Source organism: Rhodococcus sp. DMF-1, from assembly GCF_021441945.1.
In the GTDB taxonomy this organism is placed as follows: Bacteria; Actinomycetota; Actinomycetes; order Mycobacteriales; family Mycobacteriaceae; genus Rhodococcus; species Rhodococcus ruber.
Map to the genome: position 1 here is coordinate 40,683 of NZ_CP090443.1, position 20,391 is coordinate 61,073.

Consider the following 20,391-nt stretch of genomic DNA (forward strand, 5'->3'; position numbering starts at 1 on the left):
ACGGGGCGGCCTCGAATCCCCCACGGCCGCGGAGTTCGTGGCGGCGAACATCGGCGCGCTCCTCGCCGGCGGTGTGGCCGCGACCCTCGCCACGATCCTGCTGGCCACCGCCCAGGGGCCCCAAGCCCAGCAGCTCGGCGGCGGCCATGCCCCGACCGTCATCGACCAGCTCGAACAAAGACAACAGCACCACCAGCAGTCCGGCAGCGAGGAGAACGAACCATGAGGCGTCGATGGGTGCGAGCCGCGGTGGTCGCGGTGGCGCTGGTTGCCACCAGCTGCGGGGGATCGGACACAGGCGAGAGCCCGGTGTCGCTGACCGATCCGCCGCAGATCGCTCGGTGGGTGACCGTCGGCGGGATCGAGGTGCCGATCGGCACGAGCGACGGTCCCCGAGGCGGCGAGTGGGAGCCGTTCGCCGGGTTCAGCCGCACCCCGCAGGGTGCGGCGTTGGCGGCGATCACCCAGTCGGTGCAGTTGGCCACCGCGCCCGAGCGGACCTGGCCGACGATCCTGTCCGGGGTGGCCGCCCCGGTCAAGGCCGTGACCTCTACGCCGCCCACCGCGCCCTGGTGGAGGTCTCGGGCACCGACCGCGAGATGGTGCCGACCATCGTCGGCTACACGATCGCCGACTACAGCGACACCGCCGCCACCGTCGCGGTCGTGCAGCGGTTCTCTGACGACTCGCTCGCGTCCGCGACCACCCGGGTGGTGTGGATCGACGGGGACTGGCGACTGAACCTGCCCAGCGACGACACCGCCACCATCACCGCTCTCGATGCGCTGCCGTCGGAGCTGGTCGATCTCGAGGAGACCCGTAAGTGACCGAACCCCACACCACCGGCCGGACCGGCGAGAAGAACACTCCTCCTTCGAGGCCGCCGAGAACGAGCGGTCCTCCGCAGCAACGAAACTCACCATCGGCCTGGCTGCGGTAGCCGTCATCATCGTCGTCGGGGTCATGGTCGGCCTCGTCATGGCCTTCCGTGGGGACGACGCCGAACCGCTGGTCTCCCTCGATCCGACCACCGACAGCGGCGCCACCGCCCAGGACAAGGACGGTCTGTTCGAGCCGGACCCGGTCTTCGACAAGACCAACCGTGTCGTCTACGTCCCGCTCGACCCTCACGGGGTGATCCTGTCCGACACCCTGGCCGCCGCGAATCGGCCGGTCGAGCAGGCACCGAGTGGTGTGATGCTCCAGCGCATCCACGGCAACATGGATCTTCCGTTCTCCACCTCCGACGGCCCCACCGGGTTCACCGACAGCGGGGTGGCCACCGGGTTCTCCCGCACGGCGCAGGGAGCGGCGCTGGCCGCAGCCCACTACATCGGGTACGTCGCAGCCGGGGACAACCGGGTCGAGATGGTCACCGAAGCAGGCCGGGTGTCGGACCCAACCAGGCAGTTGGCGGGAGTCAGGCTTGCCGACGATACGCCGGCTGCGGTGATGCCGATGGTCGACGTGTCGTTCCATCCTGATCTGACCTTGGTGAAGTTCGGCGCCACCGTCGAGCGGCCGAACGGGGCCACCGAGATCCGGGTGGTGAAGATCCCGGTGGTGTGGCGCGAGGGCACCGGATGGGTAGTCCAACTGGACTCGACCGCTTTTGGTACCGAGTTCGAGCCGGTGTCGTCCGAAGGATGGCAGCAGTGGTGGTGAACCGCAGCCCGCTCACCGGCATTCTTCGGCTGGTCGCCGTGCTCTGCGCCGTCGTGGCCGTCGGCATCAGCGCAGCAGGTGCGGCCTTTGCTCAGGACACCGAGCCCTCGGGTGACTCGTCCGGCGGCAGCATCGACAGTGCCGAGATCGATGGGCAGGGCGAGGGGGACTCGGGGTTCGACTGGCTGGAAACCGGCGCCGGGGCCGTGAGCTGCGCCAGCACCGCCGGGAACGTCGTCGGCGCGCTGGGTGAGATGGTCTTCGATGTAGAGATTCCCGACTGCGTGGATGCAGCCGGCAACGTCGTCGATGCCGGTACCGGGGCGATCGAGGACGGCATCAACGACGCCGCTGCAGGAGCGGTCGAGAAGACCGCGCTGTGGATCGGCAACGCCGGGGTGGCGGTGTTGAAGTTCGCGCTCGGGTGGTGGATCACCGGCACCGAGATGGACGGAGGCACCTTCACCGGCACGGTCGCGACGGTCAACGACTACACCTTCTACATCCAGGTCGCGGCCTTGTCGTTGTCGCTGATCCTGCTCGGGGCGGCTGGCGCTGGCCCGCTCGGGGGCGATCCGCGACACCTCGGAAGAGGGCCTGAAACAACTGGCCCGCGCTGCGGTGCTCGCTGGGGGCGCGGCGACCCTGATCGTGCTCGGCACCCGATTGTCGGACCGGATTTCGGCGTGGTTCATGGACAGCGCGGTCGGTTCCGATCCGTCCCGTCTGGCCGAAGCGATGGTGACGATCCAGCTCTATGCGGGTCCGGCCGGTGTCGGTTTGCTGTTCTTGATCGGCCTCATCGGGATGCTCGGCGGTTTGATGATGGCGTTTTTGATGCTGCTGCGCACCGGCATCCTGGTGCTCATGGCGGCGGCACTGCCCATCGCGGGTGCGGCCGGGGGCACGAAGGTCGGCAGCCAGGCCTACGAGAAGATGCTGGCCTGGACGATCGCGTTCCTGCTGGTCAAACCGGTCGGCGCGTTCGTGATCGGGGTCTCGGCGATCCTGTTCCTCGAGGCCACCCCGACCATCACCGACACCGAGCACGCGGACGGATTCATGGCCCTGTCCGGGGTCATCACCTTGTGCGCCGCGGCCCTGGTGCTCCCGGCGCTGATGCGGCTGATCGTCCCGAACGTCGGCGCCCTCGGTGGCGGCGGCAGCGGCATGGCGGCCGCGACAGGTGCGGCGGCGGTCGGCGCGAAGGTCGGCGGGATGATCGCCACCGGCGGTGCCAGTGGCGCCGCATCCGGAGCGGCGACCACGTCGTCGACGAGCATGGGCAACCCGCCCAGCGGCGCACAGACCGGCGGCGCACCGTCCGGTTTCGGTGCGGCAGGCGGGAGACCGGAAGGCAACCAGCAGGGCACCCTCCGGTGGCGGTGCCGGTGCGGCTCCGCAGGGCAACTCCTCGGGCACCCCCGGTGGCGGCGGGAATGGTCAGCCCGGCGGCACCACCTCCGGCACTCCCAGCAGTGGGTCACCCGGTGACGCGGCGGTGACTGCGTCTGTGGCATCGGGGGCGGCCCCAGTTCCACCGAGGGGCTTCGAGCAGTGAGCGACGAGAAGACCTACAACACCTACGGCAACTGGCGCCGGCCTCGGGAGACCGGCCTGCTCGGGGCCACCTTCGGCACCTCGATCGCCGCGATCGCCGCTGCGGCCCTGGTCATCATCACGGGTCTGTTCCTCGGCCTGAAGGTCACCGTGCTGCTGGCGGTCCCGATGATCGCCTGCTTCATCCCCCTGGTCATCTCCCGTGACGGGCGGTCCGGTTACGAAAGGGCACTGATGCGATTCCAGTTCTGGCGCGGCCGCCGCCGCGGTGAGCACACCTACGCCTCGGGCACGTTCTCCCGCGTTCCGGGGCGTGCATATCGGCTGCCCGGGGTGCTCGCCGACACCGAGCTGTACGAGGGCATCGATTCGGACGGGCGCACCTTCGGGATGATCCACATGCCCAGCCGGGGTGCCTACACGGTCGTGTTCGACGCCTACCCGCAGGGCGCCGAAGCCGTCGATCAGGACGTGATCGATCACTATGTCGGCAACTGGGCGCAGTTTTTGTCCGCGGCGGGGAGACCTCGGACATCCTCGCGGTGGTCACCACCGTCGAAACCCTGCCCGAGACCGGCATCGAGCTCTACGAGACGGTGCATCAGAACACCCGTGCCGATGCCCCGCAGCTGGCCCGCGACGCGGCCTACCAGCTCGCCACCGGGCTGACCACGGGCGGTATCCGTCTGGCTGCGCGGATCGCGCTGACCTTCGAGGCCCAGACCACCGAACGCAGGCAGGACCCCTCCGAGCAGGCCGTCGAGCTCGGCCGGCGGCTGCCCGCGCTGACCGCGGCCGCGGCACGGGCCGGTGTGCCGTGCTCACCGATGGATGCCGACGAGATCATGGCGTTCGTGCGCCGCTCCTACGACCCGGCCTCGCTCCTCGACGTGGAGGCGGCCTGCACTCCGGCGCAGGCACCGGATTGACCTGGGAGGACTGCGGTCCGCGCACCGCCCTGGAAAGCCCGGACGGCGGCAAGTACGTCCACGACGGCGCGGTGTCGGTGACCTGGGAAATGCGCGAAGCCCCCAAGGGCGCGGTCACCGAACGAGTCCTGCAGCGACTGTTGACTCCGAACGACGCGGTGCCGCTCAAGCGGGTCTCGGTGCTCTACCGGCCGCATTCGGCCGGCGATGCCACCGACATCGCCGACCGCGACTACCGCAACGCGATGGCCGAGGCCCACGGCGGCTCGCTCAAGAACGGCTCGATCGCCTCGGCGAAGTCCCAGATCGAGGTCGCCGCGACCGCGCAAGCCCGGATGGAGCAGGCCCGCGGTGCGGGCATGGTGCGCTTCGGGGTGCTCATCACCGTCACCGAACCGGCCGGCGGCGCCGATGTGCCGAAGATCGACGCCCTGGTCGAGGACCTCTCGCGGCAGAGCCGGCTGACGATCCGCCGCTCCTGGTGCTGGCAGGCCGCCGCATTCGCGGCCTGTCTCGGTGTCGGGGTCATCGCCCCCGACCACACCACCATCCCGTCGTTCCTGAGCAACTAGAAGGGACCGCCGCCATGGGGAAAGCCACGACCTCGACTCGCATCGCACAAGCCGAGAAGATCGCCACGACGCTGCTGTCGGACGAGGACCTGTCCGCCCTCGAGGAGCAGGCCGCCTCGGCCACCGGCCTCAAGAAGGCCTGGAAGACCGCCCTGGTCCAGCGCCAGTACCACCGGCGCGCCAGGGTCGAGCAACTGACGCGGACGAGTTCCGATCCGTTCGACCGCCAGGTGGCCGATCTCGACGCCCGCGGATTCGACGGCCCCGGAGGGGCCGGATGTCCACGGTGATGCCGCCGGTCGAATACCGCGGCACGAGTGTGCAGGTCGCCGGGATCTACCCGTGGATCGTCGGGGCGAAGGCCCCGCTGCTGGGCACCCCACTCGGCCGGCACCTGACCACCGGCGCGGCGGTCGGGTTCGATCCGCTCTACGCCTGGACAATGAAGGCGATCACCGCCCCGTCCTGTTTCATCTGCGCCCTCAACGGCTTCGGCAAATCCACCCTGCTGCGCCGCATCGCCCTCGGCGACATCGCCCGGGGCACGCTCGTGCTCGTGCCCGGCGACGTCAAACCGGACCTGCGGGTGCTCGCCGAGCAGGTCGGCGGGCAGGTCAGCGAGGTCGGCTACGGCACCGGCGCGATCAACCCGCTCGACCGCGGCCCGATCGGGGATGCGATCGAACAACTCCCCGCAGGCTCCCTCGAACGGGACAAGGCCGAGTTCGCGCTGCACGCCCGCCAGCTCAACATGCTCTGCGCGCTGCTCGAGATCGTCCGCCGCGGCGGCTCGAGGACTTCGAGGAAACCCTGCTCGCCTCGGCGATCCGGCTGCTCTACGCACCGGGCTCGCAGTTCACCAATACTCACGCGGCCCGGATCGAGGACCTGCTCGCGCTGATCGCGGCCGGCCCCGAGGAGCTGAGGGACGACGCGGTGGCCGACACCGACGAGGAGTACCGCGGTCAGATCAAGCCCTTGTTGCGGTCGCTGCGGGCGCTGGTCAAGGGCCGGTTCGGGGAGACCTTCAACCGGCACAGCACCGTGCGGATCGATATCACCAAGCCGATGGTGGACCTGGACATGTCCTCCGTGCCGCCCGGGGACGAGTTGATGCGGGCCGCGGTGCTGCTGGCCGGCTGGAACGAAGCGTTCGCGGCGGTGGAGGCGGCGCACATCCTGGCCGACAACCAGGTGCCCGGCGCGAAGTCGATCGCGGCGCACATCATCTTGGACGAGGTCTGGCAGGTGATCGCGACCGGCAGCGCGGCGGTGGCCCGGCTGGATGCGGTGCAGCGGCTGCAGCGGTCGATGGGCGTGGCGATGACGATGGTCACCCACTCGCTGGCGGACTTCGAGAAGGTCGGGGCCCTGGGCATGATCGAACGCTCCCGCGCCCGGATCATCGGCCCGGTCCCCGACGCCGAACTCGACCGCCTCGCCCACTTCATGAAGTTCTCCCGCGCTGAACGCGCGATGGTCACCGGCTGGGCCAACGACACCACCTCCTCGGTGGACGAGAAGAAGGCACTGCGCCAAGCCCGCCGCCGGATGTTGCAGGGCGAGGCAGGCGAGGCCGACACGGTCGAGAGCACGCGCACCGCGGCCGGTGTCGGGCACTTCCTGCTCAAGCTCGGCGAAGGCGCGACCCCCGGCACCCCGTTCAAGGTGTGGGTGCCCCCGCGGAGAAGGACTCCGGGATTCACGACACCGACGCCCGTCTGCGGGCCGCCGACGAGGACCGGGGCACGGAGTTCGCCGCATGAGCCGGCGTCAGCGTCCCCGCCGCCGATACACCCTGGTCGACGACCTCACCCGCGAGGCCGCGATCGAGGCGGTCCTCGCGCGGATGGAAGCCGGGGACTCCTTCACCGCCGCGACGCGAGCCGCCGCGGCGCAGCTCGACGTGGCCGAGACGACCGTGCGGGGCTGGGTCACCCGCTCCGGCCGGCGCCCCGCCGCACCGAACGCGATGTCGCCGCCCTCGAAGCCGAGCTGGCGACGGCGCAGGAACTGAACCGGGCGCTGGCAAAGAAACACCGCCTCGTGGCCGAGGATCTGAGCCTGCGGTGAACACCAAGGGGGAACCGGGCTGATCGCGCCGATCCTGGCGCTCATCCTCGTTCCGTTCTTCCTGCTCCTCGTGCTGGTGATGGGGATCCAGGACGAGGAGGACCGTCAGGCCGGCACGACGTGTCTCGGACCCGGCTCCGGGTCGGGGGACCGGCTCGCACCGAGGGGCTCGTTCGTCAAGCCGGTCGATCCCTCCGCGGTCACCGTCACCTCCGGGTTCGGCCCGCGGTGGGGGACGCAGCATCAGGGCATCGACCTGGCCGGCGCCGTCGGCACCCCCATCTATGCCTCGGCCGACGGGGTGGTGCGCCATGCCGGACCGGCCTCCGGGTTCGGGCAGTGGGTGGTGCTCGACCATGTGCAAGGTGGCCGGCTGGTGTCCACCGTGTACGGGCACATCGAGACCTACACCGTCGCCGTCGGCGAGCAGGTCCGCGCCGGTCAGCAGATCGCCACCCTGGGCAACCGCGGTCAATCGACCGGCCCGCACCTGCACTGGGAAGTCTGGCCCGGTGGCTGGGGAGCCTCGGCGGTGGACCCGCTGCCGTACTACGAATCCGCCCCCGCACCGGGGGAGACGTCGGCCGGGCCGACCACGCCGGTGCCGTCCGCCCCGCCCCAAGGGAACTTGGCGCAGCCGTTGCCGCCGTCGGTCGGCTCCGAGCAGGGCCTGCAGGTCGATGCGAAGAAACTCGCTCGCGCTCTGCATCTGAAGTTCGGCGACCGGATCGCCGGCCTCGGCGGTTGGCGCCCAGGCGGCGGTTACGCCAGCGACCACACCGAAGGCCGGGCCGTCGATCTGATGATCCCGCACCACCGCTCCGGCGACGGGGTGGCTCTCGGCGACGAGATCACCGACTACATCCTGGCCAACGCGGAGTTCTTCGACGTCGAGTACGTGATCTGGCGACAGACCTACTACCCCGTCGGTGGTGCCCCGAGCCTGATGGAGGACCGCGGCAGCGAAACCCAGAACCACTACGACCACGTGCACATCAGCGTGCGGGGTCAGGGCACCGACGAGAGGTTGGTGTCGTGGGGATCGCTGCCCGATGGCAGCGGCCACGCCACCGCCGCGGCCGCCGACTGCCTGATTTCCGGCGACGGCCTCGGTGACAGCCTCGCCGACGGCACCGTGCCGGAGGAGTTCGTGCCGTGGATCGACAAAGCCGGGTCGATCTGCCCGCAGATCAGACCGTCGTTGCTCGCCGCGCAGCTCGCCGCCGAGAACGGCTTCCGCCACGGAGACTCTGCCCCGGTGTCGGTGACCGGGGCGAGGGGACCGGCGCAGTTCATGCCGGGCACCTGGGCGACCTACGGCCAGGACTACGACGGCGACGGGAAGGTCGATGTGAACAGCATCGGCGATGCCGTCATGGCCCAGGGCCACTACATGTGCACCATCGCCGCCACCATCGACGGCGCGATCACAGAAGGCACGGTCTCCGCACCGAACGGGCGCACCGAGCTGTATCTGGCCGGCTACAACGCCGGCGAAGGCGCCGTCCTGAACTCCGGGGGCTTCCCCACCGGGCACACCGACTACGTGGTGCAGACCCGCCCCTACGCCGACACGATCCTCGCCGCCGAACCGCAGTACCGGGCGATGAGCAACCAGTGAAAGAAGACAAGCCCGTGCAGATCACACGCATCACCGTCGCAGCGGTGTGCACCGCGGCCGCCGCCTTCTTGGCGGGCTGCGGCAGCGACACCACCAGCAACCAGCACGTGCATGAGGGCAGCGACGACCACCACGTGATCGAGCCGCTCTCACCCCAGCAGATCGACGCCGACGACACCGCGACCACGGCGATGCAGATGGTCCTGTCCTGGCAGCCCGCGATCGACGAGAGCAAGGCCGACGCCCTGCTCCGAGCCACGCCGTATCTCGGCGGGGACCTGCTCGCCGTCGCCGAATCCGGCACCCGTGCCGACGTCCGGCCCGATGCCGAGTGGCAGCAGTGGGCGGCGGCGAAAGACGCGGTGACGGCGGTCTGCGCCCATTCGGACACCACCCCGGAGGCCCCGGCCGGGATGCGCACCGTGGTCATCGACGTGATCTGCACCCAGACGGTGCTGCACGCCAGCGGGCGCAGCACCCGCCTGACCCCGCAGCTATGGCGCACCACCACCGTCCGCACCGACGACGGCTGGCGACTGACCGACTACCGATTCCAGCAGTAGAAGGGGCGCACGAGACATGGCACAGACCAGGCGCGACCGGCCCCGCACCTCCTCCAGCGCCGACGAGGTGTTCCTCACGGCGTTCCCGTTCGTGGTGGTGGCGGCGTATCTGCCGACGATCGCCTACAACACCGGCGGGGAGACAAGCCCACCTGGAACCCGATCGGATTGCTGCTGTCGTTGGCGTTGGGGTCGACCAGCTGGCCGCCGGGGGCGACGACCGTCCTGATCCTCGAGGTGGTCCTGGTCGCGGCGACCGCCGGGGCCGGATGGTGGACGCTGCGCCGGTTCGGAGTGATCGAGACGGTCAGGGGTAAGCGGTTCGACAAGCACATCGATCGCCTGGCTCGCACGATGGTCGATCCGCGCCAGGTCGACGAGGCCGACCCGAAGTACCTCGCGGCCAGCACTGCCCGGCTCGCCCCGGCCATCCCGACAGACCATCCCGGCTATCTCGGCATCCCTCTCGGCCACACCGTGGTCGGGGTCACACCCTGCGGATGACCTGGGAATTTGTGGCGATCGCGTTCGCCGGCGCCCGCATGGGTAAGTCCGCATCGTTCGCTATCCCGGCGATCTGCCACGCCCCGGGGGCGGCGCTGGTGGCCTCGAACCGCGGCGATGTGTACTCCCACACCGTCGGTCTCCGCCGCCAGAGCGGGCGGGTGTGGGTGTTCGACCTGCAAGGGGTGACCACCGGTAACCGGCAGCAGCGAGCGAGCTTCTGGTTCGATCCGCTGCGCACCGTCACCGACCTGCCCTCTGCTGCGGCGGTGTGCGGCTACTTCATCTCCGCCGCCACCGACGCCGGCGCCCGCGTCGATGCCTACTTCGACGGCAACGCCCGGGACCTGTTCGCCTCCTACCTGCTCGCCGCCGCCCTGGCCGGCGGGGACATCCGGCATGTGGTCGAGTGGCTGACCCACACCCAATCGCAGATCCCCCGGCGGTGCTCGAGCAGCACGGCTACCCGGAACTCGCCCGCACGATGCGCGGCAAGCAGGCCGTCAACGCCAAACAACGTGACGGCTTCTACGACATGGCCCGCCGCTTCCTGTCCCCGCTGGACGAACCCCGCTACGCCGACGCGGTCCTGCCGAACCGCCGGGTGGTCATCGGCACCGACACGAACGGCCAGGTCACCGTCACCCCGGCCGCCGCGTTCACGACCTGCCGGAATTCCTCGCCGACGAGTTCGTCAAGCGCACCGACACGATGTACGCGCTGTCCAAAGACGGACCCGGCTCGTCCTCGGCGCTCTCGAGTGCCCTGGTCGGGCAGATCCTTACCTGTGCCGAGGAGTACTCCGAACAGCAGGACTCGGGACGGATGCCGATCCCGCTGACCGCGGTGCTCGACGAAGCTGCCAACATCTGCAAGCTCGACGACCTGCCGCGCTGGTACTCACACTTCGGCGGCCGCGGCATCATCCTCATCACCTTCTTCCAGTCCCCTCCCAGGGCGAGAAGGTGTGGGGCCGCGAAGCGTTCAAAGCCATGGTCGATGCAGCCAGCGTGACCTGGTACGGCGGCAACGTCGACGACGACGCGTTCCTCTCCGGGCTGGCCGATGCCGTCGGCACCCACTACGTCGACACCGAATCCCGCAGTCGCCCCGCCGGCTTCTTCTCCAGCAGTCAGTCGAGCGTGTCGAGCAGCTGGCAGAAGGAAACCATCTTCGAAAAGCGGGACCTGCGGGCCCTGCCGAAAACTCGCGCCCTGGTCACGATCGGTGGCGCCACCCCGATCCTGGTCCGCAAGGCATTCTGGGGGAACTCGCCGCTCGCCGACCAGATCCACCGGTCCGTGCGCGAGAGCGCGCAGTTCGCACCCGTCCAGCAGGAGGCACGTCCTATCGGTTCCTCTCACTGGGGTGACATTGCTGCCGACCCCATGGTGACGACGCCGCAGCACAACCACGAGCGGTCGCCGGCCTTCGAGGAAGAACCCCTACCGAACTCTCTCGTGCCGACTCGCTCTTCAACTCCGAATTTCTGATGAAGGAGTGACCATGGTTGGACTGAACACCGCCGCGTCCGAAGAATGGGCGGCAGGGGACGAAACTCCTGAGGGCGCGGAGTACGAAGACGAGTTCGAGCAAGAGGACGAGCTTGAACCCAAGTACGACGACGACTCTTCCGAGCAAGCTCGCATCGAACCGAAGTTCGCGAACGTCGTCGAGTTCGTCCAGGGCTTCTTCCTGCCGGTGATCCGGCGCAGGATCAGCGACAACGACGGCGGCCTGTCCTGGGACCCACGTTGGTGGGCCTATCCGGAGGTCGTCGCCCGCCTGACCGCGCTGCACCAGGCGTGGGAGGACGCCCGAGCCTCCGACTCCGCGTCGGCCATGTCCTCGTGGTGGATCCAGCACCTCGAACCGCACCTGCGAGTCATCCTCGACGGCGACACCGGGCCGATGGCCAACGCCACGTCCGACCGCAGCTTCATGGGTTGGCCGGCCATGCCGTCCGACCCCATTCCCGCCGCGGCCCTGGACATGATTCTGAATCAGAACGCAGGCCCAGATTAGCAATGTTCCAGCGCCGCCCTCGAACTCAACGCTTTGGCATCGGTCCTGGCAGCTAATCTGCTGCCGTGGCAGACAAGAGCATTGAAGTGTTCTCGGCGGGGACCGTCGAGGCCGTTGCGCGAGTGATCGGAGACCTTTACAGCGGCTCGGAGTTGACCCGGATTCTGGCGTCGGTAAAACTGGCCGACCCACTCGGGGAAGGCACCACGAAATGGCGGCGGGTTGCTGCGGCGATGGACGCCCAGCAGGCGAAGCAACGGGACGGACGGCCGATTCTCGCGCTCGTTACCGCAGCGATGGCCCCGGATCGCGCCCTCGGCAAGCAGGCCGGGGCGGCAATCGCCCGAGACGAGCTGACACAAATTCTCTCGCTGTCCGGGCTCTATGTCCGTCCCGACGGACGCATCGGCAGAACCGTGCGCACGACCACTGCATCCGAAGCTGCAGCCAGAAGTGAACGGTTACACAAGCTGCTGACCGACCGCGGTGCGCACCCAGAGGTGGTTCGTCACTGTCGGCCGGAACTGCTCCGGAAGGACTGCTACGAAGCTGTGTTCGAGGCGGTCAAAGGACTGGGGGCGCGCCTCCGGGACAAGTCGGAGCTGGACCAGGACGGCCGCGCCCTCGTGCAGGTAGCGCTGAGAGGGAAGTCTCCACGCCTGCTCCTCACCAACTACACAACCGTCACTGAGCGCAACGAGCAGGAGGGCGTCGCGCTCCTGGCAGAGGGAGTGTTCGCAGCCTTCAGAAACCCGGCGGCTCATGAGCCCCGACTGGCATGGAATGTAACTGAGCAGGACGCTCTCGACGTGCTCGGGACACTCTCGATGATCCACCGTCGCCTCGATGGCGCACGGCTCGGTACCGCGGGGTGAAGGGCGATGGTCTGGCACCCGCAAGCCACCATCAACTGCAGTCGCTGCGGCGAGGGACCACTGCCCATCGGTCGCGCACCTGCCCACCGATGGCTCGGAGACCAGAGCTGGTGCACGACACCGAATCTGTTGTGCAGCGGCGGGCGCGAGGCGACCGGCGTGTTGACGCGCATTCGCATGGGCGAGAGGCCGCTTCGGATTCGCGTCGGGACACAGCCGACGTGTCCCGAGGTCGTGGTGTTCGTCAGCGGCCCGCCAACTGCCGCTGTCTGCACCGTGGCGATCCGGACCGACTCCTGCGGGGTCGGTTGCGTGTCGAGGTCAGCGGCGCAGCGCCGCCGCGGAGATCGGCAGTCCCGCGGCGGCGAGGCGGTCGCACACGTCGGCGGGGGTGCCGGGTGGGTTGCGCCAGGCGGCGGCGGTGGCGCTGATCGCGTGGTGCACCCGCGCACCGTCGAGGGTGAACAGGTCCATCACGAACTCGTCCGGGTGCAGGGCCTGGATGTCGAACCGGGCGAGTTCGGCGGCGGGGAAGTCGCGCAGGTTCGCGGTGACGATCACCTGGGCGCCGCAGCGGATCGCCGCCGCCAGCACGTGCCGGTCGTCGGGATCGGGCAACGTCAATGCCGGGACGAGGGACTCGTACCCGGTGACCAGGCAGTCCGGCACGGCCCGGGTCATCAGCTCCCGCAGCCGCAGCAGGGTGGCGGTGGGGATGTCGGGCCGGTCGGCGCCGAGGTTGCGCAAGACCTCGTCGAGGATCCGGTCGGTCCACCGGGCGTGCACCAGCCCGGTCTGGGCCAGGCGGATCAGCACGTCCCGCAGCACGTTCGGGTACAGCACGTTCGCGTCGTAGACGACGGTGAATGTCACGTCAGTACAGCCCGAGATCTTCCGACAGCGCCGCGAGGTCGTCGGCGGCGCGTCGGGTCTCGCGTTGCTGGGTGCGTCGGTACTCGAGCAGCGAGGAGGCCAGGATGCGGCGGTGCCGCCCGACCAGCCGGTATCGGATCCGTCCCTCGTCGAGGAGTTTGATCACGTGCGGGCGCGAGACGTTGAGCAGTTCGGCGGCCTGCTGGGTGGTCAGTTCCGCATGCGCCGGAACCACCGTCACCCCTTGGCCGGCAGCCATGTTCGCCAACACCTCGCGGATCAACTCGAGCGCGGCGCCCGGCAGATGCACCGACTCCGACGTCCCGGCCACGGTGACATCGAACGTGTCGGCGCCGGGGTGCACGTCCCGCAACGCGCTCAGTGCCTGGCGGGCTTGTTCCTGCTCCACCGCAGTGGGATGTTCGACGGCCGACATGCCCCCACCTCCTCTCAACGCAATATATGCATCAAACGAAATAAACGCAACAACGCGGGGGTGTCGGGACAGCCGGACGCTGTCGAGCAGGCACTGGACGACGTCGAGCAGAGAACCTCGACAAACGGATCGCCTGACGGCTCGTATGCCGAGTCATCCACCCTCAGAGCAACGGAACCGACTTGGATGCCAGTGTCCATGTAGATCGTGGCCTCGACAGCGCCTGCGGACAACGAGAAGCGCCCCTTGTGGGCCTATGCGGTTACTGCCCTGTCTCGGCCCGGGTCGAGCGTCATGTCGGGGACGAACGCGGCCTCGTTGCTGCGGTCGGGTTCGCGGTCGAGGTTGAGGATCTCGGTCACCGAGCGGGGATGGCCGCTCATGGCTGCGCCCAAGGCGTCGAGCAGTTCCTGGCCGAGGGGTGACAGGTCGACCGGCGACAAGGGCGCGGCGACGTCGTCGTCTCCGTGCAGCGGGCCGACCGCCGTGGACAGGCCGTGCCCTGCCCTCTGCAGCACCGCTCCGAGGGTGTTCGGATCGGTACTGCCCTTCTGCGGGGGCGCGGCGACCTGCTCGAGTGGGTCGGACATGTCGGCGCCGTCGACCACGTCGGCGGAAGGCTGCACGTCGATATCGGCGGCCTCCTTGCCGAGATCGATCCTGGTCTCGGCCGCGAGGTCGGTGTCGTCCCGATGTCGTTCGACGTCGCTGTCGGTGGTGTTCTCGGGCACTCCGCCATCGGGGACCTGCCCCGGTGACCGGGTGGTCTCGGTCGCCTCGGCGTAGTCGGGGTCCGCCTCGGCCACGGCAAGGTGCTTGTGCGACAACTCGGCGAGTCTGTCGAACGGAGGCAGGCTCCTCACTGCGACGTAGCTCAGGGCGAGCGCGGCTGCCGCGTCGAACACTCGCCGATCCATCGCCGCCTCGGCCTGAGCGCGCTCGGTAGTGCGCTGCCACACCTGCTCGGGGGCGTCTGCGCGGCCGCATACCGCGCCTGGTCCTGCCGGTGCTGCTGTGCCCGTACGGCCTCGAGTCGCGCGGCATTGTCCTGCGCCAGCGTCTCCCACCGGCGGGCGCCGGCCGACTGGGCGCCGACATGCCGCGCTGTGGCAGCGGCGGCGAGGATCTGGATGGTGGTCTGCGCGGCCGGCGAACCGTGGAAGGCGCCGAGTACGTCCCGCATGGGCTGCGGCGTCGGCGTGGGCCGGTCCCGACGGCGTTCGGTCTCGACCTTGCCGAGGAACGCCGCGAGGTCGAGCACGTCCTGCGTGGCCTGAGCGCGGGCCGGCCTGCGGTGCGGGACACCGGGCGCCCAGGTCGGGTTCGAGGCGTCCGGCTGCGGGAGCGGCGATGTCGGAGTCGGGTCGGACGAGCGGGAGCGGTTCGGTCGCCCGCGCCGCTGTCTGTCGTGGTCAGCCATCGCGTGTGTTCCGTGCCTTTCTCGCCTCTGGGCAGGCTGGGCGGTCTTACAGGTCCAGGTTCGGGCCGCGTTCGTGCCGGCTGGGGTCGAGCTCGGTCTCCTGGCGGGTCGGCGAGTGCGGTTCCGGCTGCTTCGTCTGTGGATCGCTACCTGGTCGGGTTCCTCCGTCCCGGCGGCGGGCGATCTCGGCGTCGATCTGCTCGAGGAGGCTGTGGTCGGTGCGCAGTCCTTCACCGAGTCGGGTGATGCGGTCGGTGACCCGGCCGATGGCCTGGTCGTCGAGGACGCGGGCGCGGTCGTAGCGGGCAGCTGCGGCCCGGTTGAACTGTGCGGAGCGTTCGACGATCGGCCAGTCCCGTTCGGGCGGTGCCGCGGCTTCGGCGGCCGACACCGCGGTGGTCGCGTCGGCGAGCTGCTGCGCGGTCGCGGTACCGGAGTGGCGCAGTAGGTCGAGGTGAGTGCGGGCGCTGCGCACGTTCTGGATCTGTCGGTCCTGGTGTTCGGCCTCGGCGACGCGCTGATCGACCGCCGAGACGGCCGAGTCGGTGCCGCTGACGCGGGCGAGTTCCTGCTCGGCCAGGGCCAGTAGCCGGCGATCCTCGCCGAGGCGCTGGAGGCTGGATCGGCGGGCTGCGGCGAGTTCGGCGTCGGTGTAGCGGCCATACGGGGAGGCCGCCTTCGCCTGTCGTCGCTTTGTGGTCGGTGCGGTCAGCCGTTCGATGCGGGAGACGATCGCCTCCCGGCGAGCGCCGCTCAGGTAGGCGAGTGGATCGGGCTCGTCGTCGGGTGCCCCTGACACCACTCGCGAGACGGCGATCTCGCGCACCGTCGTATTCCACAGTTGCACCCGACGCGGGTCGTCGCCGGGCGTGCCGACGGCGGCGAGCCACGGGGCATTTTGCTCGATCGCGGTCGTGAGGTAGGAGTCGATGAAGGCGTGCATCTGCTGCTGGTGGGCGCGGGCGTAGGCGGCGAGGATCGGGTCCTCTGCGCGGCCGCGTCCGTCAGGGCCGGCACCTTGTAGCGCGCCAGATCGTCGCGGCGGGTGCGCGGCAATCCCGGTCCGTCGGTGGGGGAGATGCGGTCCTTGAGTGCGGCGGCCAGGACACGGCCGGGAGCGTTCGCGTCGTCGTCGAGGCGGCGGCGCGGCCGTGCTCGCGCATCGCCTCGACGGCTTCGCGCAGCAGGCCCTGGGTGTCCCAGCCGAAGGTTTCGGCCTGGGCGACGGACTTGACGATGGTGTCCCAGCCGCCGAGGTCGTGCACCCACGCGAGTTGCCGTTCGGTGAGCATCATCCCGAGCAGCGTCTCGGTGTAGTCCTCGTACAGCGCGCCGACCGCCAGCCCGTAGACCTCGGTGATGCGCGACCACGACGCTGCCTCACGCTGTGCCTGTTCGATCATCTGATGGGCGGTGCGCTGCGATCCGTCCCGGCCCACGATCTTCGCCAGCAACCCGACCGCGCCGGGGTGCTCGTCCTGGGCATGTTCGAAGTCCCAGTCGGGCAGCTCGTCGTGCGCGGCGTAGACGAGGTTGGCGAGTTTGCCGCGGGTGAGCGCCACATACAGCGATTGGCGATCCATGCTCGCCGCGGCCAGCACGTGGCAGTGGCCGACGGTCATGCCCTGGGCCCGGTGCACGGTGGTGGCGTAGCCGAGGTGCACATTCTCGGTGAGGTAGTCGGCGGCGACGGTGACCTCACCGGAGCTGAGGGTGTGGCGCAGCCGCAGCGACCCGTCGGTGCCGATCGCGGCGACGGTCCACAGATCACCGTTCTTCACCCGCCCGGCCTTCTTGCCGGCGGCATCCTTCACGACGTACTTCGAGTTGTTCTTACGGGTGACCACCACGTCCCCGACCGCGGCCTCGAGACCGTCGGCGAGCACGACTCCCGGCCCGGTGACGGTGCCGCTTGCGCGGTAGTAGGCCGCGGCTTTCTCGTTGAGCCGGCGCACCAGATCGTTGGTCGGGGCGACCATCACCGTCAGATGGCCGGCCTCGACGTCGGCGACGTAGGCGTCGAACACCATGTCCGTCAGCTCGTGCGCCATGCCCTCGCGGATGCGGCCCTGGCGCTCGTACCAGTCCAGCGCCGCCACGTCCCCGGACCGCAGCGCGAGGCTCGCCTCGGCCTCACCCGGTGTGGCGAAGCGGTGCACCTTCTCCAGGAACGGAGCACCGGTCAGGTCGGCCAGATCGCGCAACACACCGCCGGCTTCGACGGAGGCGAGCTGCTGCGGATCGCCCAGCAGCCGCACCACCGCCCCGGATTCGACGGCGATGCGTGTCAGGTCGGCCAGGTCGCGGGCCGAGGCCATGCCCGCCTCGTCCACCAGCAGCAGGCTGCCCGTTTCGATGCCGGTGGGGATCCCGGCCCGGTGGCGGGTGAGCACCTCGGCGATGGTGCGTCCCTGCACCGAGATTTCCTCCCCGAGGACTTCGGCGGCCCGGGCCGACGGACCGAGTGCGACGACGTTTCCGTGCGCGCTTTCCCAGGCGCGGGCGATGACGGTGGCGGCGGTGGTCTTGCCGGCACCGGCCGCACCGACCGCCACCGCCACCTTCTTCTTCGCGGTGAGGAAGTGTTCGATCAGGGCGAGCTGGTCGCCTGAGAGGCTGTGGCCGGCCTGTTTCTCGGCGTGGCGGATCTGGCGGCGGATCACGAAGTCGGGGACGGTGCGCTCATCGCCCGTCTCGGCCTGCCGGCGCATGAAGTCCTCGGCGTCGAGGACCGCCTGGGCGGTGTAGCGCATCGCGGCGCGGTCGGTGAGATGACTGCGCCGAAGGCCCCGTTCGATGCGGTCGGTGATCCGCTCCGGGCCGGTGTACTCCTCGGTGAAGGTCGGCAGACAGTAGTCCCGCAACGCCAGTTCGAGGGCGTTGTCGTACAGCGCCGCCAGCTCGCCGTCACGGCCGACACTGAACGCGCGCAGCTGCCGATCGAGCTCCGCGGACAGGGAGAACACCGTCCACGTGCCCACCTTCCGCGACAGCGTCTCGACCACTCTTTCCACCACCGCGGGCACCTGATCCGGGGTCAGCACCGGGCGGCGATCACGCTCACTGCGGACGGATTCGACCAGCTCGCTGGGGCTGTTTCCGGCGAGAATCGCCTCGGCGCGCCGGCGCCATTCGGCCCGCAACTGGGCCAGCGAGCGGGGTGGGTTCTTGGCGTTGCGGGTGTCGAGGGTGGCCTGTTGCGCGTGGGCGTACTGCACCTTCTTCGGCGGATTCTTGCCGTAGCGGGTCTTGTACTCGCGCGCCAGTTCCTCCTGTCTCGCCTCGATTGCCGAGCGGCGGGAGAACTCCTCGATGAGCGTCAGCGGGATGCCGGCGACCTCGTGGACCGGCAGTTTGCCGACCGGGGTGTCGGGGCGGGGGTGAAGGTGACTCCGAGTGCGCGGGCCACCAGATCGGCCACCCGGGTGTTGTACTTCTCCGAGGCGGCCACGTTCGCCTTGTACAGGATCGTGCCGTCGATGGTGGTCCACTTGCCCTCGGCCAGCACCCGATTGAGCACGGCGCAGTGGGTGTGCAGGTTCGGATCCGCCGCGCGGTTGTCGTAGTGATCGAACCGGGCCACCAGCAGCCCCTCGGCCTTGATCCTGCGGGCCCCGCCGCGCCGCGGCGGGTGTAGATCACCTCGTTCTCGAGCCACTCCAGCGTCTCGGACACGGCCTGCGCATGCGCGGCTTCGACGGCGGCCTTGACCTTCTCGTCCCCGAGTCCCCACAGCAGGGAGATGGACTTGGCGGGGGTGAACACCAGGTCGTAGCCGGCGACGGGGGAGCGGGCCTTGCCGTACTGCTCGGCGACGAACGTCCAGATGTCGTCGTCGCCGAGCAGGTCCGCCTTCTGGCCGTGGGTGCGGCGCAGGTGCTTGCGGGCGGTGGCGAACTGGATGGCCTTCTTGGTGTCCGTGTCCGGGTATTCGCCGTGCCGACCTTTGTGCGCGGTGCACAGTTCCTCGACGTCGTTGACGTACTCCTGGCTGCCCTGAAACCACGAGAACGCCCGACCGAGCGCGGTGCGCTTGGACCAGTCGAGGCGCTCCGCCAGCGGCGCGTTCTTCCCCGGCCGGGTATCGAACGCCTCCGGGGTACGGGCGGCGCCGAACACCGACCGCATCGCCGATTCGGTGACTTCGGTGCCGGCTTCGACGCCGACCTTCTCGGCCAGTTTGCCGCACCAGATGCCGGGCGGGGTGCCCTTGGCGACGTAGTAGTCGACCGCATCGGCCTTGCGGGACTCGGTCGCATCGCCGGCCGCCACATGCTTGGTCAGATAGACGTAACCGTCCCCGGCATTGAGCTTGTGGACGGTCATCACGGAAGTTGATCATGCCACGTCGGCACTTCAGTGCATGAGGTGTGTAGAAGTTTTGGGGATGACCACAGGTCGGCCCTGGCGTGTCCAGAACCTCGACGGTTCCGGACACGCCTTGCGGCTGCTGACGTGAGGAACGACGGAGGGTTTTCGGCGGGAGAGGGAGCAGAGTTGTGACCGGACACCGCAACACGGCGCCGGGGCGGGAGGCCGTGCGCGGCCGCGGCGAGCCGCTACACTCCCGGGCCATGGCCACGTCTTCGAAGGCGGCAGCGCGCCGCTCCCTGCGCCCGCACACCACCCCGAACGTGCGCGAGAACCTCCGGCGGGAGAAGGAGCGTCTGCTCGCCCGCCAAGCCGAGCTGGAGACACTCGCAGCGCCGATCATCGAGGTGGCCGCGCAGCTGGCGAAGATCGACGCGCTCGTCGACGCGCGAGCTACGGCCGCACAGCGCAGGATTGCGCAGTTGGAGAAGGCACGCGACACGCGGATCGAGAAGATCCGCGCCGAGTTCGCCACGAAGATCGCAGCCGCCCGCACCGACGCCGAGTCGACCGAGCTCGGCCTGACACCGCAGGAGCACGCGCACGAAGCGGCGTTGCAGCTCGACTACGCCCGAGCCATCGCCGCGTTCACCGAAGGTGCGTCGGCGACCGAACTCGCGTCGGTGCTCGGGGTCGGCGCACGGAAGGCGAAGAAGATCATCGAGCAGGCGAAGACGGACCTTGCGGCGTCGAGTGTTCCTCGCACCGGGGTCGAGACCGCCTCGGTGCCGACCGTCGATGTTGCGGTCGGCGCGACGTCGCCGGCCGCGCTGGCAGCTGTCGGATCATGACGGGTCGGCGAGCAGTGCTCGACGACGGCGAGCCGCTCTTCGACCTCGAACCGAAGAGGCCGACTGGGTGTGCGGCTTCTTCTGTGCAGCAATCGCAGCGAGTCCGTAGTGCC

General features: G+C 69.5%; 18 protein-coding genes and 6 pseudogenes. 16 read left to right on the top strand and 8 right to left on the bottom strand.

Annotated elements, in window-relative coordinates:
* Window positions 1-37 precede the first annotated feature (37 nt).
* The 3 genes and pseudogenes from LZP97_RS26315 to LZP97_RS26325 all read left to right on the top strand — a co-directional run bounded on the left by LZP97_RS26315 (window position 38) and on the right by LZP97_RS26325 (window position 1,665).
* On the top strand, window positions 38-226 hold the full coding sequence (locus LZP97_RS26315) for a hypothetical protein (protein WP_234575221.1): 189 nt from the start codon (window positions 38-40) through the stop codon (window positions 224-226).
* Window positions 223-827: pseudogene (locus LZP97_RS26320) on the top strand (hypothetical protein). The gene LZP97_RS26315 and the pseudogene LZP97_RS26320 overlap by 4 nt, the downstream one beginning before the upstream one ends.
* A 136-nt stretch (window positions 828-963) precedes the next feature.
* Entirely contained in the window at window positions 964-1,665 is a 702-nt protein-coding gene (locus tag LZP97_RS26325; protein WP_234575223.1) for a hypothetical protein, read from the top strand.
* A 91-nt stretch (window positions 1,666-1,756) separates the two neighbouring features.
* On the opposite strand, the gene LZP97_RS26330 is transcribed toward LZP97_RS26325, so the two are convergent.
* Window positions 1,757-2,152 (bottom strand): hypothetical protein, encoded by a 396-nt coding sequence (locus tag LZP97_RS26330; RefSeq protein ID WP_234575225.1) that lies wholly within the window; start codon window positions 2,150-2,152, stop codon window positions 1,757-1,759.
* A gap of 164 nt (window positions 2,153-2,316) precedes the next feature.
* Between LZP97_RS26330 and LZP97_RS26335 the strand changes: the two genes are divergently transcribed.
* The 12 genes and pseudogenes from LZP97_RS26335 (at window position 2,317) to LZP97_RS26395 (ending at window position 12,387) form a co-directional block, all read left to right on the top strand.
* Window positions 2,317-3,159: a hypothetical protein gene (locus tag LZP97_RS26335; RefSeq protein ID WP_234575226.1), complete on the top strand. Its 843-nt coding sequence runs from the start codon at window positions 2,317-2,319 to the stop codon at window positions 3,157-3,159.
* Window positions 3,160-3,222: 63 nt separating this feature from the next.
* A pseudogene (locus LZP97_RS27430) lies at window positions 3,223-4,154 on the top strand (SCO6880 family protein).
* Window positions 4,151-4,726 carry an SCO6880 family protein gene (locus LZP97_RS27435; protein WP_234575228.1) on the top strand — a complete coding sequence of 192 codons (576 nt, stop codon included), beginning with the start codon at window positions 4,151-4,153 and terminating at the stop codon, window positions 4,724-4,726. Before LZP97_RS27430 ends, LZP97_RS27435 begins: the two are co-directional and overlap by 4 nt.
* A 14-nt stretch (window positions 4,727-4,740) precedes the next feature.
* A pseudogene (locus LZP97_RS26355) lies at window positions 4,741-6,492 on the top strand (ATP-binding protein).
* Window positions 6,489-6,743 carry a hypothetical protein gene (locus LZP97_RS26360; protein WP_234575230.1) on the top strand — a complete coding sequence of 85 codons (255 nt, stop codon included), beginning with the start codon at window positions 6,489-6,491 and terminating at the stop codon, window positions 6,741-6,743. The pseudogene LZP97_RS26355 and the gene LZP97_RS26360 overlap by 4 nt, the downstream one beginning before the upstream one ends.
* A 135-nt stretch (window positions 6,744-6,878) precedes the next feature.
* Window positions 6,879-8,420: a M23 family metallopeptidase gene (locus tag LZP97_RS26365; RefSeq protein WP_234575250.1), complete on the top strand. Its 1,542-nt coding sequence runs from the start codon at window positions 6,879-6,881 to the stop codon at window positions 8,418-8,420.
* Window positions 8,421-8,434: 14 nt separating this feature from the next.
* A complete protein-coding gene (locus LZP97_RS26370) occupies window positions 8,435-8,983 on the top strand; it encodes a hypothetical protein (RefSeq protein ID WP_234575231.1) in 549 nt (182 codons plus the stop codon).
* 168 nt (window positions 8,984-9,151) lie between these two features.
* Window positions 9,152-9,487, top strand: a complete 336-nt coding sequence (locus LZP97_RS26375; protein WP_234575233.1) for a hypothetical protein — start codon at window positions 9,152-9,154, stop codon at window positions 9,485-9,487.
* Window positions 9,488-9,525: 38 nt separating this feature from the next.
* Window positions 9,526-9,789: pseudogene (locus LZP97_RS26380) on the top strand (conjugal transfer protein TraD); the annotation flags it as partial.
* 523 nt (window positions 9,790-10,312) lie between these two features.
* Window positions 10,313-10,980: pseudogene (locus LZP97_RS26385) on the top strand (type IV secretory system conjugative DNA transfer family protein).
* Between the two features lie 13 nt (window positions 10,981-10,993).
* Entirely contained in the window at window positions 10,994-11,512 is a 519-nt protein-coding gene (locus tag LZP97_RS26390) for a DUF4913 domain-containing protein (RefSeq protein WP_234575235.1), read from the top strand.
* Between the two features lie 65 nt (window positions 11,513-11,577).
* Window positions 11,578-12,387, top strand: coding sequence for a TIGR02391 family protein (locus LZP97_RS26395; protein WP_234575237.1), 810 nt, complete (start codon window positions 11,578-11,580; stop codon window positions 12,385-12,387).
* Window positions 12,388-12,708: 321 nt separating this feature from the next.
* Here LZP97_RS26395 and LZP97_RS26400 read toward each other — a convergent pair whose 3' ends face one another.
* From LZP97_RS26400 to mobF, 7 genes and pseudogenes are all read right to left on the bottom strand, one after another.
* The gene (locus LZP97_RS26400; RefSeq protein WP_234575239.1) at window positions 12,709-13,260 is read right to left on the bottom strand and encodes a PIN domain-containing protein; all 552 of its coding nucleotides are present in this window, start codon (window positions 13,258-13,260) and stop codon (window positions 12,709-12,711) included.
* Window position 13,261: 1 nt separating this feature from the next.
* On the bottom strand, window positions 13,262-13,696 hold the full coding sequence (locus tag LZP97_RS26405) for a helix-turn-helix domain-containing protein (RefSeq protein ID WP_234575240.1): 435 nt from the start codon (window positions 13,694-13,696) through the stop codon (window positions 13,262-13,264).
* 254 nt (window positions 13,697-13,950) lie between these two features.
* Window positions 13,951-14,601: a hypothetical protein gene (locus LZP97_RS26410; RefSeq protein ID WP_234575242.1), complete on the bottom strand. Its 651-nt coding sequence runs from the start codon at window positions 14,599-14,601 to the stop codon at window positions 13,951-13,953.
* Window positions 14,571-15,116 (bottom strand): hypothetical protein, encoded by a 546-nt coding sequence (locus tag LZP97_RS26415; RefSeq protein ID WP_234575244.1) that lies wholly within the window; start codon window positions 15,114-15,116, stop codon window positions 14,571-14,573. The genes LZP97_RS26410 and LZP97_RS26415 overlap by 31 nt, the downstream gene beginning before the upstream one ends.
* 46 nt (window positions 15,117-15,162) lie before the next feature.
* Window positions 15,163-16,059 carry a hypothetical protein gene (locus LZP97_RS26420; RefSeq protein ID WP_234575245.1) on the bottom strand — a complete coding sequence of 299 codons (897 nt, stop codon included), beginning with the start codon at window positions 16,057-16,059 and terminating at the stop codon, window positions 15,163-15,165.
* A gap of 61 nt (window positions 16,060-16,120) precedes the next feature.
* Window positions 16,121-18,469 carry an AAA family ATPase gene (locus LZP97_RS26425; protein WP_267966435.1) on the bottom strand — a complete coding sequence of 783 codons (2,349 nt, stop codon included), beginning with the start codon at window positions 18,467-18,469 and terminating at the stop codon, window positions 16,121-16,123.
* Window positions 18,436-19,442: pseudogene (gene mobF, locus LZP97_RS26435) on the bottom strand (MobF family relaxase). The gene LZP97_RS26425 and the pseudogene mobF overlap by 34 nt, the downstream one beginning before the upstream one ends.
* Window positions 19,443-19,690: 248 nt before the next feature.
* Here mobF and LZP97_RS26440 point away from each other — a divergent pair.
* Window positions 19,691-20,278 (top strand): hypothetical protein, encoded by a 588-nt coding sequence (locus LZP97_RS26440; protein ID WP_234575145.1) that lies wholly within the window; start codon window positions 19,691-19,693, stop codon window positions 20,276-20,278.
* Window positions 20,279-20,391: the final 113 nt, after the last annotated feature.

Bases quoted from the DNA above. Each gene is read 5' to 3' on its own strand.
- LZP97_RS26390 (WP_234575235.1), top strand. From the start codon at position 10,994: ATGGTTGGACTGAACACCGCCGCGTCCGAAGAATGGGCGGCAGGGGAC.
- LZP97_RS26360 (WP_234575230.1), top strand. From the start codon at position 6,489: ATGAGCCGGCGTCAGCGTCCCCGCCGCCGATACACCCTGGTCGACGAC.
- LZP97_RS26440 (WP_234575145.1), top strand. From the start codon at position 19,691: ATGGCCACGTCTTCGAAGGCGGCAGCGCGCCGCTCCCTGCGCCCGCAC.
- LZP97_RS26420 (WP_234575245.1), bottom strand. From the start codon at position 16,059: ATGCACGCCTTCATCGACTCCTACCTCACGACCGCGATCGAGCAAAAT.
- LZP97_RS26325 (WP_234575223.1), top strand. From the start codon at position 964: ATGGTCGGCCTCGTCATGGCCTTCCGTGGGGACGACGCCGAACCGCTG.
- LZP97_RS26365 (WP_234575250.1), top strand. From the start codon at position 6,879: ATGGGGATCCAGGACGAGGAGGACCGTCAGGCCGGCACGACGTGTCTC.
- LZP97_RS26415 (WP_234575244.1), bottom strand. From the start codon at position 15,116: ATGGCTGACCACGACAGACAGCGGCGCGGGCGACCGAACCGCTCCCGC.
- LZP97_RS26405 (WP_234575240.1), bottom strand. From the start codon at position 13,696: ATGTCGGCCGTCGAACATCCCACTGCGGTGGAGCAGGAACAAGCCCGC.